Source organism: Thiothrix caldifontis (genome assembly GCF_900107695.1).
In the GTDB taxonomy this organism is placed as follows: Bacteria; Pseudomonadota; Gammaproteobacteria; order Thiotrichales; family Thiotrichaceae; genus Thiothrix; species Thiothrix caldifontis.
This window is the reverse complement of record NZ_FNQP01000003.1, coordinates 213780-228706: the sequence shown is the minus strand read 5'-3', so window position 1 is coordinate 228706 and position 14927 is coordinate 213780. Positions and strand designations below refer to the sequence as shown.

Annotated in this window: 22 protein-coding genes and 1 pseudogene; 12 read left to right on the top strand and 11 right to left on the bottom strand. The window is 51.7% G+C overall.

Translation table 11 applies throughout. The features are described 5' to 3' along the window. Position 1: 1 nt before the first annotated feature. Together BLV87_RS03825 and BLV87_RS03820 are read left to right on the top strand one after the other, a co-directional pair. Entirely contained in the window at positions 2-121 is a 120-nt protein-coding gene (locus tag BLV87_RS03825) for an FKBP-type peptidyl-prolyl cis-trans isomerase (protein WP_093065559.1), read from the top strand. Positions 122-135: 14 nt separating this feature from the next. After that, entirely contained in the window at positions 136-612 is a 477-nt protein-coding gene (locus tag BLV87_RS03820) for a DUF6998 domain-containing protein (RefSeq protein ID WP_093065557.1), read from the top strand. A gap of 117 nt (positions 613-729) precedes the next feature. Here BLV87_RS03820 and BLV87_RS03815 read toward each other — a convergent pair whose 3' ends face one another. The 3 genes from BLV87_RS03815 to BLV87_RS03805 form a co-directional block, all read right to left on the bottom strand. Beyond that, on the bottom strand, positions 730-1959 hold the full coding sequence (locus tag BLV87_RS03815; protein WP_093065555.1) for a type II toxin-antitoxin system HipA family toxin: 1230 nt from the start codon (positions 1957-1959) through the stop codon (positions 730-732). A 2-nt stretch (positions 1960-1961) separates the two neighbouring features. Next, on the bottom strand, positions 1962-2219 hold the full coding sequence (locus tag BLV87_RS03810; RefSeq protein WP_093065553.1) for a helix-turn-helix domain-containing protein: 258 nt from the start codon (positions 2217-2219) through the stop codon (positions 1962-1964). 118 nt (positions 2220-2337) lie between these two features. Further along, a complete protein-coding gene (locus tag BLV87_RS03805; RefSeq protein ID WP_245706905.1) occupies positions 2338-3525 on the bottom strand; it encodes an ATP-binding protein in 1188 nt (395 codons plus the stop codon). 417 nt (positions 3526-3942) lie between these two features. On the opposite strand from BLV87_RS03805, the gene BLV87_RS03800 reads away from it, so the two are divergent. The 3 genes from BLV87_RS03800 to BLV87_RS03790 all read left to right on the top strand — a co-directional run bounded on the left by BLV87_RS03800 (position 3943) and on the right by BLV87_RS03790 (position 5387). Further along, positions 3943-4413, top strand: a complete 471-nt coding sequence (locus BLV87_RS03800; protein ID WP_093065551.1) for a toll/interleukin-1 receptor domain-containing protein — start codon at positions 3943-3945, stop codon at positions 4411-4413. An 85-nt stretch (positions 4414-4498) separates the two neighbouring features. Then, entirely contained in the window at positions 4499-4777 is a 279-nt protein-coding gene (locus BLV87_RS03795; RefSeq protein ID WP_093065549.1) for a hypothetical protein, read from the top strand. A gap of 103 nt (positions 4778-4880) precedes the next feature. After that, positions 4881-5387, top strand: coding sequence for a hypothetical protein (locus BLV87_RS03790; RefSeq protein WP_093065547.1), 507 nt, complete (start codon positions 4881-4883; stop codon positions 5385-5387). 290 nt (positions 5388-5677) lie between these two features. Here BLV87_RS03790 and BLV87_RS19940 read toward each other — a convergent pair whose 3' ends face one another. From BLV87_RS19940 to BLV87_RS03770, 5 genes and pseudogenes are all read right to left on the bottom strand, one after another. After that, entirely contained in the window at positions 5678-6553 is an 876-nt protein-coding gene (locus BLV87_RS19940) for an ATP-binding protein (protein WP_342719252.1), read from the bottom strand. Next, a pseudogene (locus BLV87_RS19935) lies at positions 6533-6838 on the bottom strand (AAA family ATPase); the annotation flags it as partial. The pseudogene BLV87_RS19935 and the gene BLV87_RS19940, both read right to left, overlap by 21 nt. A 35-nt stretch (positions 6839-6873) precedes the next feature. Beyond that, the gene (locus tag BLV87_RS03780; RefSeq protein ID WP_093065543.1) at positions 6874-7923 is read right to left on the bottom strand and encodes a class I fructose-bisphosphate aldolase; all 1050 of its coding nucleotides are present in this window, start codon (positions 7921-7923) and stop codon (positions 6874-6876) included. Between the two features lie 138 nt (positions 7924-8061). Continuing rightward, positions 8062-9132, bottom strand: a complete 1071-nt coding sequence (gene rsgA, locus BLV87_RS03775; protein ID WP_093065541.1) for a ribosome small subunit-dependent GTPase A — start codon at positions 9130-9132, stop codon at positions 8062-8064. A 36-nt stretch (positions 9133-9168) separates the two neighbouring features. Continuing rightward, positions 9169-9606: a hypothetical protein gene (locus tag BLV87_RS03770; RefSeq protein WP_093065539.1), complete on the bottom strand. Its 438-nt coding sequence runs from the start codon at positions 9604-9606 to the stop codon at positions 9169-9171. Between the two features lie 150 nt (positions 9607-9756). Between BLV87_RS03770 and BLV87_RS03765 the strand changes: the two genes are divergently transcribed. After that, complete coding sequence (locus tag BLV87_RS03765; protein WP_139282120.1) at positions 9757-10230, top strand: hypothetical protein; 474 nt, start codon at positions 9757-9759, stop codon at positions 10228-10230. Between the two features lie 59 nt (positions 10231-10289). Here BLV87_RS03765 and BLV87_RS03760 read toward each other — a convergent pair whose 3' ends face one another. Continuing rightward, positions 10290-10922: a YdeI/OmpD-associated family protein gene (locus BLV87_RS03760; protein WP_093065535.1), complete on the bottom strand. Its 633-nt coding sequence runs from the start codon at positions 10920-10922 to the stop codon at positions 10290-10292. Between the two features lie 3 nt (positions 10923-10925). Beyond that, the gene (locus BLV87_RS03755; RefSeq protein ID WP_093065533.1) at positions 10926-11189 is read right to left on the bottom strand and encodes a YdeI/OmpD-associated family protein; all 264 of its coding nucleotides are present in this window, start codon (positions 11187-11189) and stop codon (positions 10926-10928) included. A gap of 198 nt (positions 11190-11387) precedes the next feature. Between BLV87_RS03755 and BLV87_RS03750 the strand changes: the two genes are divergently transcribed. The 6 genes from BLV87_RS03750 to BLV87_RS03725 all read left to right on the top strand — a co-directional run bounded on the left by BLV87_RS03750 (position 11388) and on the right by BLV87_RS03725 (position 14212). Then, positions 11388-11726 (top strand): ArsR/SmtB family transcription factor, encoded by a 339-nt coding sequence (locus BLV87_RS03750; RefSeq protein ID WP_093065531.1) that lies wholly within the window; start codon positions 11388-11390, stop codon positions 11724-11726. After that, positions 11723-12217 (top strand): SRPBCC domain-containing protein, encoded by a 495-nt coding sequence (locus tag BLV87_RS03745; protein ID WP_093065529.1) that lies wholly within the window; start codon positions 11723-11725, stop codon positions 12215-12217. The genes BLV87_RS03750 and BLV87_RS03745 overlap by 4 nt, the downstream gene beginning before the upstream one ends. Continuing rightward, positions 12214-12573, top strand: coding sequence for a DUF1428 domain-containing protein (locus BLV87_RS03740; RefSeq protein WP_093065527.1), 360 nt, complete (start codon positions 12214-12216; stop codon positions 12571-12573). The genes BLV87_RS03745 and BLV87_RS03740 overlap by 4 nt, the downstream gene beginning before the upstream one ends. Before the next feature lie 11 nt (positions 12574-12584). Beyond that, positions 12585-13031, top strand: a complete 447-nt coding sequence (locus BLV87_RS03735) for an SRPBCC family protein (protein ID WP_175517826.1) — start codon at positions 12585-12587, stop codon at positions 13029-13031. Between the two features lie 83 nt (positions 13032-13114). Next, positions 13115-13513, top strand: a complete 399-nt coding sequence (locus tag BLV87_RS03730; RefSeq protein WP_093065525.1) for a VOC family protein — start codon at positions 13115-13117, stop codon at positions 13511-13513. 9 nt (positions 13514-13522) lie between these two features. Beyond that, positions 13523-14212, top strand: a complete 690-nt coding sequence (locus BLV87_RS03725) for a helix-turn-helix transcriptional regulator (RefSeq protein WP_093065523.1) — start codon at positions 13523-13525, stop codon at positions 14210-14212. Between the two features lie 2 nt (positions 14213-14214). On the opposite strand, the gene BLV87_RS03720 is transcribed toward BLV87_RS03725, so the two are convergent. After that, positions 14215-14844 (bottom strand): hypothetical protein, encoded by a 630-nt coding sequence (locus tag BLV87_RS03720; RefSeq protein ID WP_093065521.1) that lies wholly within the window; start codon positions 14842-14844, stop codon positions 14215-14217. Positions 14845-14927 lie beyond the last annotated feature (83 nt).

The following is a 14927-nucleotide window of genomic DNA, read 5'->3' as shown; positions in this document are numbered from 1 at the left end:
TATGATTTACAGTCTCGTAAAAATCAGCCCTCACCTCGCGTACCAGCAGACGGGCGTTCCCGGCATCATTCCCGCCAATGCCGTACTGATCTATGAAATTGAATTGCTTGGTGTTGAGTAAATACCGTAACCCTTATGATTGATCACCAAAAATTCCAGTCCCTAGTCCAGCAGCTTTACACCACCGTTAAGGCGTTGGAAGACATGTTTCCGGGACGACATTTCACGCCTGATGGTCATCTGGTGGGCAGTCTTGGCGAATGTTTGGTGGCGGATGCTTACGGGCTGACGTTACAGCCAGCCTCCAACAAAGGATACGACGCGATTAGCGCATCCGGGCGCGAGGTCGAAATCAAAGCCACGCAAGCCGACAGTGTAGGATTTCGTAGCCAGCCAACCCATGCCATCATTATCAAAATACTCGCCGATGGTACGTTTGAAGAAATATTTAACGGGTCAGGGCATCACATATGGCAACAGTTTGCAGGCAAGACGCTCCCCAGCAATGGGCAATTTCAAATCTCACTAACCAAACTACGCAAGCTCAATGAATCCATCGCCTCGACAGAGCGTTTACCCAGAATCGCCGCAGAAAAAAGCACAATAACCTAAAGATCGTACAACAGAATAACCTATAAATCGTCTAACGGTTTACACTGCTTTCCCGCTCCCTACCATCAATCCCCAACGGCACTACCGCTACTTCAAACACCAAGCCGATAGCTCCTATTACAACCCCATCTGGCGTGATTCCAACCACTCCGCCCGTTTCTGAACAAGGCGGATAATGTCTGCAATCAAGGGGCAATTTCCCACGGCTAATTCAGCCACAACGGGCTGGATATTCGCCAATACGCGCTTACTCAGGGCAAGACTACGTTTCTGCAACAAGGTGGGATTGATGCCTGCTTCGGCAGCAAAGCGTTGCCAATGGCGTTGTTGCACCCATTCTGGGCGGTACTCACCACCAATTGCCATCGCCATGCGGGTATCGAGTGACGGATAAACCGTGGTACACAGCAAGTCGTAGAGCGGCGTAAGCTGCAAACGGTTGCCCGCCATCAACAACATTGCCAGATTTTTCGCGTGTGCATCAGCATTGCCAATCAGGTAGTTGAACACTACCCAATCCAGCACCTTTAAACGGTCGCGCCCCGGTACAGCCGCGTATTGGTCAATTAAGCGGAAAATGTCTGCCAAGCTGGGGCCGCCGTCTTTGGCGTATTTCTGGTCTGGCAGCACTCCGGCAAGCTGGCAAAAATCCAGTTGATGCAAACGTTGCACTTGCCCAACTTGCACCATGCGGTCGTAACGCTCAACCACCAACACAGTTTCGGGTAAGCGCACGACTTCCGATTTGACCGCATCCAGCCCACTCAGCCGCGCCAATCGCAAGCAAAACGCTTCATTCAACACCGCATCAGGGAACAACTTTTCTGGTTGAATCGTTGGTTTGAGAATATGCGTTGAAGCCGCTCCCCCCATCGGCAAGCCAAACTGACCCGCAGCGTAATGCACCGGAATTTTGTCCTGCGCTCCTGCTAAGGAGAGGCGCAATTCGCCATGCTGGAACAACAGTGGTAAATGGTCTTTCAGTCGCACCAGATCAGCGCGGATATGTTCAGTGGTGTAGGGTTGATACGCCGCTTGGCGTTGGTGGATTTCGCTTTCCGGTACGAGCGCATTTGCGCCAAAGGCTGCCAATTGTGCATACACATCACCACGTGGCAAGCGTTTGAGTTTCAGGATCACATCCAGCACCGCGCCTTCTGGCAACAGATTGCTGAAAAAGAATAGCACCTTATCACCACGAAACGGCTGCAAACCAAGCGGCAACTGCGGTGTCAGCGGGAAGGCGTGCGAGGCTTGCACCCAACTGGCGGCGTAACAAAAACACAGTTCCCGTGCTTCGCTCCACAATTGCCCGACGGTTTGATCCGCGTACAACACTTGCAACATGCTCAACGCTCCAGTGCCGTCAATTGCAGCCCTAATGCCGCCAACACGCGGCAGGCTTTACCCAAGGTCACGCCCGGTTTGCCGTTTTCAAGCTGAATCACCAGTTCGCGCCCAACGCCGGAAACCAGCGCGAGTTCTTCTTGGGTCATGGTATTAGCGAGGCGGGCGGTGCGTATTTGATCGCCGAGTGCCAGCAGCACGGGATCATTGCCGGTGCTGGCGTGACGACGGCGTTTGCTAATGTCGCTCTTATCCGACATTGAAATCTCCCAAGGCAGGAAAACAGGGAAAGTCTGGTATTTGCTACTTTCTCACAACGCTTGCCGGAACGTCAAATTGAGGCGTTCCCCCGCCCCATACCACCACATCGCCGCACAGTCACACCAACTGCTGCAATTGCTCCACCAGCAAGCGCAATCCCACCACTTCCACACCCTCGCCAATCGGGTAGCGTTCGTTGCCCGGATACACCAACAAACGTTTGGCTGGTTGCAGGTCTTCACACGCCTGATAAAAACCACGGCGCGGCTTGGCTGTGGCAGAGCGTTTGATTTCGATCGCCCACAAACCTTGCCCAGCAATATCCAGCAACAGATCAACTTCTGCCCCCGCACTGCTGCGGTAAAAACCCGATGTGGTATTAAAGGGAGCAGCATTCAGCAGGTTTTCCATGCAAAAACCTTCCCAACTGTTACCCACCACGGGATGCCCCAACAAGGTATCGGCATCGTGGATACCCAGCAAGGCATGAACCAGACCACTGTCACGGATATACACCTTGGGGGATTTCACCAAACGCTTGCCTACGTTGCTATGCCAAGGCAATACCCGTCTTACCAGCAGCAAATCGACCAATAAATCGAGATAGCGACTCACGGTTTTGGTATCCACCATTAGGTTTTTACCCAACTGCGACACGTTGAGCATTCCACCTTGATTGTGTGCCAGCATTGTCCAGAAACGCCGCAAGGTTTCCGCCGGAATCCGTGTGCCGTAAGAGGGAATATCACGTTCAAGGTAAGTGCTGATTAGGTTTTGCCGCCACACGACACTTTGCCGGTCATTCGCTGCCAGAAAACTGGTGGGGAAACCGCCGCGTACCCACAGCACATCCTGCGCGGCAGGTGGTGTTTCAATCACCTGAAACGGTGGCAATTCCAGATACGCAATCCGCCCCGCGAGGCTTTCACCCGATTGCCGCAGCAAATCACCAGAAGCAGAACCCAGCAACAGGAAGCGTCCATGATGCAGCCCTTTTTTCCTGCCGCGATCAATCAGGCTGCGTAACGGCTGGAACAGTTCTGGCAAACGTTGCACTTCATCCAGAATCACCAACTTGTCTTCGTGCTGACTCAAATAGGCTTCAGGATCAAGCAACTTATTGCGGTCAGTCGGGCTTTCCAGATCAAGGTAAAGGCAGGATTCACGCTGTGAACACAGCACTTCCGCCAGCGTTGTCTTACCGGCCTGACGCGGCCCCAGTAAGGCTACTGCGGGAAATTGTGCCAAATGTTCAACAAGGTGTGGGTATAGCTGTCGGGTAATCATCTGCAAATTATGGAACATACTCCCCAATTTGCAAGGTAAACATCGTGTTTCGGGTGTCGAAGAGATTGATGTTGACAGTTATAAACACGAATGCGGGCGTTATTAGTGGGTATTTTTTACTAACTTATGATAGAGTTTCAGGCAATTCGTCAAACATTGGCGACAACCCAACACACGCCATACCAATCATAACAACACGCGACTGACCCTATGCTGGTTTCGGCGCAGTAGGGCGGTAGCGTGTCAGCGATTCCCCGTATGGCATCGGTGTATGTACGGCAGGCGTGAATCAGAAGACAGCAACGACAATCCCAGACTAGGCGAACGCTACTAGAACCAGATAGGCAGTTTCTGCTTATTGGTTAAATGGAAGCCGTATATTCTGATATTTCTGAACGCCGAATAGCAAACTGTTAGTTTTATAAAAAGTCAAACATGGTCGAAATATTCTTTTCTTACGCTCATGAAGATGAGCTACTTATGAATGAAGTAAGAAGGCAAATGATCGTTTATGAACGGGAAGGTCATTTACTAAAGTGGTATGATCGAATGATTCCTCCTGGAGAACAGTGGAAAGACACAATAGATATTCGCTTAAAAAATGCAAAAATAATTTTACTTTTTCTAAGTCCTCACTTTATTGAGTCTCGGTATTGCTATGAAATTGAGGGAAAGCAAGCTTTGGAAAAAAATGCAAATGGTGAAGCTATTGTAATACCAGTTATTCTTAGGCCGTGCGCTTGGACAGCTTCACCCTATGGAAAGTTGCAGGCTTTACCAACTGACGGTAAGCCTATTTCAACGTGGCATGATATTGATTTAGCAAGCCTTGGGGTGGCTGAATCAATTTTTAAAATAGTCAAAGAATTGAAAATCAATGACTTCAAAAATAAAAAATCATTTTAAAGCTCATCAATACCCTCTAATTTAAATTCTTTAATTTTAAAAAAAATATACTTATAGTTTTTTATTTAAAATTAATAATAAGCATATGAAAAGCAAAGAAAAACTTAGAAAAGAAGTTGACGAAATATCAAAAGCAATTGAATGTATTGAAACTTATATAGACACGGATAAATTGGTTAAAAGCACAGCAAAATCAATAAAGAAAACAATAAGCATATTAAAGCATGAAATATCCAATAGAAACAGATTAATAAGTGAATCTAAGCAAAATACAATAATAATAACAAAAAAAAATGATATTTTTGATAAAGGATTAGTGATTTCTGGCGGAGGATTTGGTCTTGGGAAAAATAGAAAAAACTAACGAGAATATCGACGACGAACGCAGTGACAGCCCACGATTCTTAACAGCTTATTCCCCGCCGCGCCCGTCATATTGACGTTGGCTATACAGAGAGGCACAAAAAGTGAAACGAGAAACAAGGAAATATGGAAAGAAGAAAGGAGGCATCTCCCCATCAGAGAAAAAATATGCCTTAAAAAATTCAACGGTACGCTGTCCTTTTTGCAATATAGCATACCCTGCTTTATTAATTACAGATCATATCAGCAAAGATCATCCTAATGAAAATATATCTAAGGCAAATATCAAACCAAAAACAATCATTACCGCCTCTTACTTCAAAACCAGTAAAGTAGACACTCAAGAAGTTAGAATTAAAGGTAAAAACATTAGAAAATCAGTTAATAAATTTTCTAATGAGCCAGTAAAAATATCACACAAAGAAAGACCGATACCCCAGACAAAAGAATCAATCATTCAAAATAAAGAAATCCTTGAATATCTCAAAAAAAACCCAACGAAAGAAGAAATTGGAAAATTTGGAGTGCCTCAAGATAAATACAGACATGGGTTTTATGGAAGCACCTCTATGGAGTATGATATTTGGAGAAAAGGAGATAAAAATAAATAACTGCAATTTTTAATCAAAACACCAGCTTAGCTATAAAAACAAAAAGAGATAAAAAGCAGACAAGAATAAAATATTAATTGTCAATTATTTATATGGTTTCTTATGATTTTTCTTTGTCTATCAAGTGTCATTTTAATAATTGATTTATTTCATAGTGATCCAACAAATTATTCGATGACGGACGCGGTGACAGCCCGCGACTCCGTTTTGATTACTCCCCATCGCACCCATCATGTTGGACGTTGATGCTGTAGAAAAACCTAAGCCCCACCAAGCCTTGGCACTGTACCTTAACCCGCCATTTTCCCGCTCTCCGCCATCATCCCCAACGGCACTGCCCACAACTTCACCCCGTCACTCTCCCCAAACGGCAACACCCGTTCCCCCCCATACAACACCATCCCCTGTACCACCCGCCCCGGATTCTGCCCGATAAAGTAGCTGATATGCCGGAAATCCGCCGGAGTCACGCTATGCGCCGCCTTCACTTCCAACAACACCAGCCCTTTGCCGTTATCCAGCACGAAGTCGATTTCCTTGCCATCACTGGTGCGGTAAAAGCTCAAATCCACCGGCTGCGTCGCGTAAGTATTCGCCTTCACCAACTCACTCAACACAAACGTTTCATACACCGCTCCGCGCTGGCTGGATTGCTGCAAATCCTCCGTGCTACTGAGCTTGAGCAAATGGCACAAAATGCCGCTATCGAGCATGAATACCTTGGGCATTTTCACCAGCCGTTTCGCCGCATGGTTAAACCACGGTTTGAGCAACGCAATCTGGTAAGTGTGCTTGAGGATGCCGAGGTAATTATCCAGCGTTTTATTGTCAAGCTGGCAATCCCGCGCCAGATCAGCCTTGTTGAGCAGATTGGCACTGCGCAACGCCAGCGACAGGTACAAGCGCATGAAGCTATCGAGATTGCGGATATTGCCCATGTCGTGCAAATCACGCTCAATGTAAGTGCGAATATAGGAACTGAACCACAACATGCGCGTTTTAGCGTGTGCAATCGTCTGCACTTCGGGAAACCCACCCTTGAGCAAATGCGGCACAATATCCGTCACTTGCGCCACCGCCGGAAATGCCGCGCCAGAAAACACCTGATCAATGAAATTGAAGCGTTGCCCGATAATCTCGCTGAGGTTAAAGGCATACAAATCCACAATCCCAATCCGCCCCGCCAGCGAATCGGAAATGTCGCGGAAGCCCTGCAAACTGCTCGAACCCGTCAGCACAAACCGCCCCGGCGTGCGGTCAAGGTCAATCTGTTCCTTGATGGCAACGAACAACTCCGGCACACGCTGCACCTCATCAATCACCACCGGCTTGGGCAGGCTGAGCACAAACCCTTTCGGGTCAGCCTTGGCACTTTGGTAAGTGGCGATGTCATCCAACGTGACGTAATGTTCAATCCCCAACTGCAAGGCCAGCGTGGATTTGCCCACTTGCCGTGCGCCCTTACACCACCGTTAAGGCGGTGAATTCAAGCAACCGTCACCTTCTCCGACAAATACACATCCTGAATCGCATTCAGCAATTCAATGCCTTCAACCATCGGTTTCTGGAATGACTTACGCCCGGAAATCAAGCCCATTCCGCCCGCCCGCTTATTGATGACAGCGGTGCGCACGGCCTGATGCAGGTCATCGGTTCCTGAGGGGCCGCCGGAATTGATCATGCCAATGCGCCCCATGTAACAGTTGGCGACCTGATAACGCACCAGATCAATCGGATGTTCCGATGTGAGGTCGGAATACACTTTCGGGTGGGTTTTGCCGAACTTGATGGCATTGTAGCCGCCGTTACCTTCCGCCTGTTTCTGTTTAACAATATCCGCACCAATGGTAGCAGCCAGATGGTTGGCCTGCCCGGTCAGGTCGGCAGCAGTGTGGTAATCCACCCCTTCGTGCTTGAAGGCGGAATTGCGTAAATATGCCCACAGCACCGTGACCATGCCAAGCTGGTGCGCCAGTTCAAACGCTTCGCTGACTTCCTGGATCTGGCGGCGGGATTCCGGTGCTCCGAAATACACGGTCGCACCCACTGCCACTGCCCCCAGATCGAACGCCTGCTGCACGCTGGCGAACAGGGTCTGGTCGTGCATGGTCGGGTAGGTCAGCATTTCGTTATGGTTGAACTTCACCACAAACGGGATTTTGTGTGCATACTTGCGGCTGACGGAGGCTAGCACACCAAAGGTAGAGGCCACCGCGTTGCAGCCACCTTCAAGTGCCAACTCAACGATATTGGCCGGGTCGAAATAGATCGGGTTGGGTGCAAACGATGCACCCCCGGCATGTTCCACCCCTTGGTCAACCGGCAGGATCGACAGATAGCCTGTACCCGCCAACCGCCCATGGTTGAACAGCATTTGCAGGTTACGCAACACCACCGGGCTGCGGTCTGACTGACTAACCACCCGGTCGACGAAATCCGACCCCGGCAGATGCAATTGCGCTTTGGGGATGGTTTGGCATTCGTGGGCAAGCAGGAATTGCGCTTCTGTGCCCAACAACGTTTCCAGATTTTTCATGACTGTATCTCCCATTGAAACCTGATACCTTAAGCATAGGACAATACAAGGGGAGCAAGATGACAAAGCGGTTACCTTCCAGCATTCATCCTCCAAGACCCCATGACTTTATACACAAGGCTCAAAGTACCGCGCCGCCTAATCCCGCGATTTAAAGCGTTTGGCAGACGCTTTCGCCTGCTTGTAGAAACGCCCCAACGCCCGATCCTGCTCACGTCGTTCCGCGACCGACCCACTGTTGCGAGCCTGTTCTGCCAGCAACTTGTGGTAATTGTCCAGCCGCCGTTGTTCCAGCTCGCCAGTCTCGACCGCTTGCCGGACGGCGCACCCCGGTTCAGCCAGATGCTGGCAGTCGTGGAAATGGCATTGCCGTGCCAGTTGCTCAATGTCGGCGAAAGTGGATTGAATCCCCTCCTCACAATCCACCATTTGCAACTCACGCATTCCCGGCGTATCCAGCAGGATGCCGCCGCCCTGCAAGCGGTGCAGGCTGCGGGAGGTGGTGGTATGCCGCCCTTTGCTGTCCTTTTCCCGGATGGGTGCAGTTGCCTGCCCGTCATCCCCTTGCAGGCTGTTGAGGAGGGTGGACTTGCCCACGCCGGATGAACCCAGCAAAGCAACGGTTTGCCCAGTGCTGCACCACATGGCAAGTGCTGCAACATCCTGCGCATCAGTGCCATTGATAACTTCAATCGGCAGGTTGGGGTAAGGCTTGCGCAGCGCATCCACATACACCGAGGTATCCGCGCACAGGTCTTTCTTGGTCAGCACCACCACCACATCAATCGCAGCCTCTGCTGCTAACGCCAGATAGCGTTCCAGCCGGTTGAGGCTGAATTCCTCATTGCAGGAAGTCACTACGAACAGCGTGTCGATATTGGCGGCGATCAGTTGCAGCACCGCTTCACTGCCTGCACTGCGGCGTTTAATCAAGGTTTTACGTTCCAGCAGGTGCAGCGGCTGCAAGTCCCTGTCCAGCAGCAGCCAGTCGCCGACCGTGGGGTGATTTTCAGGCGCTTCGTGCCGCCACGGGTAGGTGGAAAGCGGGACGGATTGCGCTTGCCCCTGCACATCCAGCCCCAGGCATTCAATCAGGTTGCGTTGCACGCCCGTGACCCGGAACGGCAAGCTGGTTGCGAGTGCTTCCAGTGTCAGTTGTGACTGGAAAAAATGGTTCCATCCCAGTTCATGGAGATGTGTGATTTGCATGGCTATGCCACCCTTACGGGATCGTGGTCAAATCCACTATCCTAACAGTTCCAGATGGAACGTTCGCCCCTGACTAGCAGCTTCTTCCAATAGCTCAATGATTTCATCCAGTTCCGCCGCAAGCATGTCAATATCGTCGAGGTCAAACCCGAAGTTTTCAGGCGATTCACTCAGGCTGGCTTGCAAGGCGCGGAAGGTATCCAACCCGCTATTGGCCTCACACCAGTGCATTTCGTCCAACGGATAAGAGCGTTTGCCTTCTTCATACAGCACGTCATCATCAGGCACATCAAACTCGTCCTCGTATTCCATACTCATTTCGGTGCCGTCAACAAATTCGCTGACTGCCCGCACGCCAAGCTCCAGACAAACCTTGTCCAGCGTATCCGTCAATTTACAAGTGGCTGACAGGTCGTTTTCTTCGCTTTCAATCGTGTCGCCGTCGCGTACATTCAGCCAGTAAGTCATGCCCATGGTAGTTCACCGCTAACAGTTGGTTTGGATGGCTCACGATGTTGACACGCTGTTTCCAGAATAACAATAACAGTTAGGTTAACGCTGACCCCATACGCCGCGCCATGTTCAGCATGAAAAAGTGGGATGAAGCAGCCGTGCAAAAAGCGCATGATGGAACCTGAACTGTTTCAAACATGGAGCATCATCATGAAACCCTTATTAGCCATTGGCATCATCATGAAACCCTTATTAGCCATTGGCATCATCCTGACCACCCTCGCAGGCAGCACCAACGCTGAAAACACCACCCAACTGGAGCCGCTGTACAGTGCGCAATTCGATGACACCTACATCACCATCGAAGTGCAGAGCAATGGCTGCACCCAGCCGGAAGATTTCACTATCCTCGCCAGCGGCAAGGGCGGGGAAGATTTCTCGACGCTGGGTATCCGCCGTGACCAGCCTGACACTTGCAGGGCAGCGGCACGGCTAATCCGCTTGCAGCTTGAATTGCCACCTGCGCTCGCTGCGCTGAAGGAGGCTTACCGGCTGGACAACCTGTTCGTCAGCAAGTCGCCGTTTTCCGACACAGCCAACACAGGAGATACGCATGACCGACCCAACCAGACTGACCAGCATTGACGCTTGGCGAAGACCGCTGAGCAACAGGAAAAACTGGAGGCCAACCCACAAGTGAATTGTTACTGTTCGTTCCAGCCCTTGCCACTGAAAATCTTCGGCACACACTTTTCAATGCGGGCCGTTCGGGTGGTTGAATGTTTCGCCGAGGTGAAATGCAACAGATAACCGCGTTGCCGCCCCGGTGTGAGTGCGGCGAAAGCTTGTGCAAAAGCGGGGTTTGCAGCAAACAGTTGGGTCAGTTCTTCAGGATATTCCAGCGGCGCATCAGAGCGGGTATCCGCTTTCCTCCCGGCGTTTTCAAGCGCTATGGCCTCCTGAATGTAGGCAGGAATCGCGTGTTTCAGTGCGGCAATGGATTGCGTATCCGTGAAACGCATGTAGCGGGCGAAACGGGAGTTTTCACCGGGTTTTTCCAGAATATGGTCGGGGTCTAGCATTTCTGCACCCCGAAAAAAGGCAAGGGTCACGCTATCCTTCAGCGCACTCAGCAGCAGGATGTTTTTGCCAGCGTGCGTGTAGCAGGGAATGCTCCATTTTATTTCTTCGGTTAAACCGGATGCCTGCACGATTTCCCGCAGTAAGCGAAGTTCCGCCGTCCACGGGTGTACCTTGCACTGAGGTGTGCCGCCGAACGCGCAGCGACCACAGCCGCTTTGCAGGTATTGATCGACGTTTGCGGGTTTGATCGTCATATCTTAGCTGCTCTTTGACCGTGAAGATGCGGGATGCTTCATCTTCATGTAAACGCCACCTGCTTCCAGTTCATCCAGCATTTGCGCCAGCCGCTTCAGTTTGGTTTCTTCCCGTTTCGCTTTGGCAATCCAGCCGAGGTAATCGTTCTGCTGGTAGGCTGGGCGGGCATGGTAAGCGTCCATCAAACCGCGCTCGATCAGGGCGGCTTGCACGAAATCGGGGATGGGGTGTTGGGGGCGTTTCAGGTTAGAAAAATTGCTTTCCATCTTACCTAATTTTATTCATAAAAAAGCTCGCGACTAAATGGCTAATAACATTGTACGGTTAGTATGCTACAAGCCACAAGAAAGAATATATTGAATAAAAATAAAGCAATCGTCATTGCACCTACAATACCCCTAAATTGGCAATGATTTCCTGTTTCTTCTATATTTAACCAATCGGTTAATTACAAGGAGCAACCATTGCCACCCGACACCCTCAGCCTCACCTTCGCGGCACTCGCCGACCCCACGCGCCGTGCCATCCTAACCCGTCTGAGCAGTGGGGAGGCATCCGCTACGGAACTGGCGGAACCCTTCCACATCAGCGCCCCCGCTATCACCAAACACCTGAAAGTGCTGGAACGTGCCGGGCTGATTTCGCGCAGTAAACAAGCGCAGTTCCGCCCCTGCAAGCTGGAGCCGCAAGCTTTGCAGCAAGCCAGCGTCTTTCTGGAGCAATACCGCCAGTGCTGGGAGCAAAGCCTCGACCGGCTGGACGCTTATTTGCAGGAACTGCAAGCCAAAGGATCAGCCGCATGACGACGACAACCACCGCTCAGGAAATCACCATCACCCGCCTGTTCAACGCGCCGCGCGAACTGGTGTGGAAAGTCTGGACTGACCCGTATCACCTGCAACGCTGGTGGGGGCCGCACGGCTTCGTCAACACCGATTGCGCCATCCAGTTACAGGTCGGCGGCGTGATGCGCCTGAACATGCACGCGCCGGACGGCAAGGTTTACCCCTGCCAAGGCACGTTCCGCGAAATCACCGCCCCCGAACGCTTGGTGTACGACGGCGACCCGACTGCTGAACACGCTTGTGGAGCCGGTTTGCCGCCCAGCGCCACCGTCACCATTACGTTTGCCGAACAGGGCGACCAGACCTTACTCACCTTACACACCCGTTTCGCTGCTGCCGAACGTTTGCAGGCAGCAGCAGAAGCGGGCTTTGTGATCGGCTGGGAAGCCACGCTGGAGGCCCTCGTCGATTACTTCATTTCCCAAAACTACCAAGGAGATACCCCATGAGTTACGTCGACGGATTTGTACTGCCCGTTCCTGAAAACAAGCTGGAAGCCTACCGCGTGATGTCGCAAGCCGCAGGCGAAATCTGGATGGAACACGGCGCACTCGCCTACAAGGAATGCGTGGGCGAAGACCTGAATTCCGAATTTGCCAACAATTCTTTCCCACGCATCGCTGGGGCGCAGGAAGGTGAAACCGTCATTCTCGCCTTCATCATCTACCAATCACGCGAGCACCGCGATGAAGTAAACGCCAAAGTCCACCAAGACCCACGGATGCAGTGTGGCGATATGAAAGATTTGCCATTCGATTGCGCCCGCATGAATTACGGTGGCTTCACCACCCTAGTCGATTTATAAGGAGGAATATCATGCCTAACACCGTCACACTGCACCGCGTACTGCGTGCGCCAGCGGAACGCATTTACCGCGCCTTCCTCGACCCTGACGCCATGGTCAAATGGCTGCCACCTCACGGTTTCACCGGCAAAGTGCATCAGCACGAAGCCCGCGTGGGTGGCACATTCCACATGTCGTTCACCAATTTCTCCACCGGGCAAAGCCATTCCTTCGGTGGCGAATACGTTGAACTGATCCCGAACGAACGCATCTGCAACACCGACAAGTTTGATGACCCGAATTTGTCCGGCGGAATGCGCCAGACCGTCACCCTGACACCGGTTTCCTGCGGAACGGATGTCCACATTGTGCAGGAGGGCATTCCCGACATGATTCCGCCCGAAGCCTGTTACCTTGGCTGGCAGGAATCGCTGGTGATGCTGGCGCAACTGGTCGAAGCGGAAATCCCCAATGAATGAAACACTCCTGACATGATGCTGTCAGGAGGTGGCATCTATACTACAAAAACCAATCAACAATGACCCACCAAAGGAGAAATATCATGAAAGCGAACCCAGTCGGCTGGTTTGAAATTTACGTGCAGGATATGCCCCGCGCCGTCGCCTTCTACGAAGCCATGCTTGAAACCAAGCTGGAAAATCTGCCCATGTCTGACCCTGAAGCATGGCCTGATCTGGAAATGTGGACGTTCCCGATGTCCGATTGCGACAATCCTACCTATGGTGCAGCAGGCGCATTGGTCAAAATGGGCGGCTGCCCATCCGGTGGCAACAGCACGCTAGTGTATTTCAGTTGTGAAGACTGCGCCGTGGATGCCGCCCGTGCCGCTGCCAATGGTGGCAGCATTTTCAAGGAAAAAATGTCGATCGGCGAACACGGTTTCATCGCATTGGTGTTTGATACCGAAGGCAATATGATCGGCTTACACTCGATGGCTTAAGGCTAACCCATGCGCCGTGCCGATCGTTTGTTCCAGCTTGTGCAAATCCTGCGTAACAAGCGGCTGGTGACGGCGCGTGAACTTGCCGAACGTTTGGAAGTTTCCGAACGCACCATTTACCGCGATATTCAGGATTTGAGCCTGTCGGGCGTGCCGGTGGAGGGCGAAGCGGGTGTCGGCTATCACCTACGTTATTCGCTGGATATTCCACCGCTGATGTTTACCGCCGCTGAAATCGAAGCCCTTGTCGTCGGGGCGCGAATGTTGAAAGCGTGGGGCGGCAGCGAATTGGGCAGCAGTGCGCAATCCGTCCTCGACAAAATCCACGCCGTGATTCCCACCGAATTGCATCGCCATCTGGAAGAAAGCCGCTTATTCGCCATGCGCTTCGGGGTGCGCGAAGACCTTGAAACCACCCTCGACACCTGCCGCCATGCGATTGCGCAACGCCGTTACCTGCGGCTGGATTACCAACGCGCTGACCACGAATCCAGCCAGCGCGAAGTCAAACCGCTGGGGCTGTTTTTCTGGGGCAATGTGTGGACGCTGACCGCCTGGTGCGAATTGCGCAACGATTTCCGCACGTTTCGTCTTGACCGCATCCGCTCGCTGGATACGCTGGAACGTGGCTTTGAGGAATTGCCGGGGCAAACCTTAGGTGATTTCGTCAGGCTGATGCAGCAATCAGAAAATTACTGACACTAAATCGTCCAAGAACCGTGCGCCAAACCGACCAGCGTCCATTGGTTGCCGCCACCTGCATCTTTCAAGATTACCATCAGGCTCGTCCAGTCCATGCCGTTGTAGGCGGGGTTAGTGCCGGGTTGGTGGTATTCGACGATGCGGTACTGCGCCACCGGGTAGCTTGCCAGCAGGTTGTTGATCAGGTTGCCTTGCGATTGGAAATCACTGTTGGTGTTGATCAACGTGACCGTGGCACTGCTATGGTAGGGGTGATCCCACACGTAGCGCCCGAAATAGTCGCGGATGTGCAGCACGATCGGGTCGCCAGAACCATCCTGAGTTCCCCAGTTGTGGGTCGGCGGATTTTGCAGGATGAAATCGCTTTCAAACGCCGTTGCTGTCAAGATTTGGTCGCTGGCTTCCGTGCGGTAATACGGCGAAAAACGTACTCCCGTCGGATCAAACAGGTCGGTGAAAGGTTGTAATCCACCCGTACCATTTTGCAGGCCATTGATCGCCTGCACCACAGTATTCGCGGCCTGCAAAGCAGTGCCATTAATGACTTGCGGAGTGGGCGTTGTCGAACCCGTGCCGGAACAGGCGCTGAGGAAGCTGGTGAGCAGCAAAGCCAAGAGTATGCGTAACATGCGATGTCTCCTGTGATGCATGAGGCAGAAATCTACCCCTTGCACTCAACTATAGCGTAAATAATCTAGTGGTTCAGGATGCT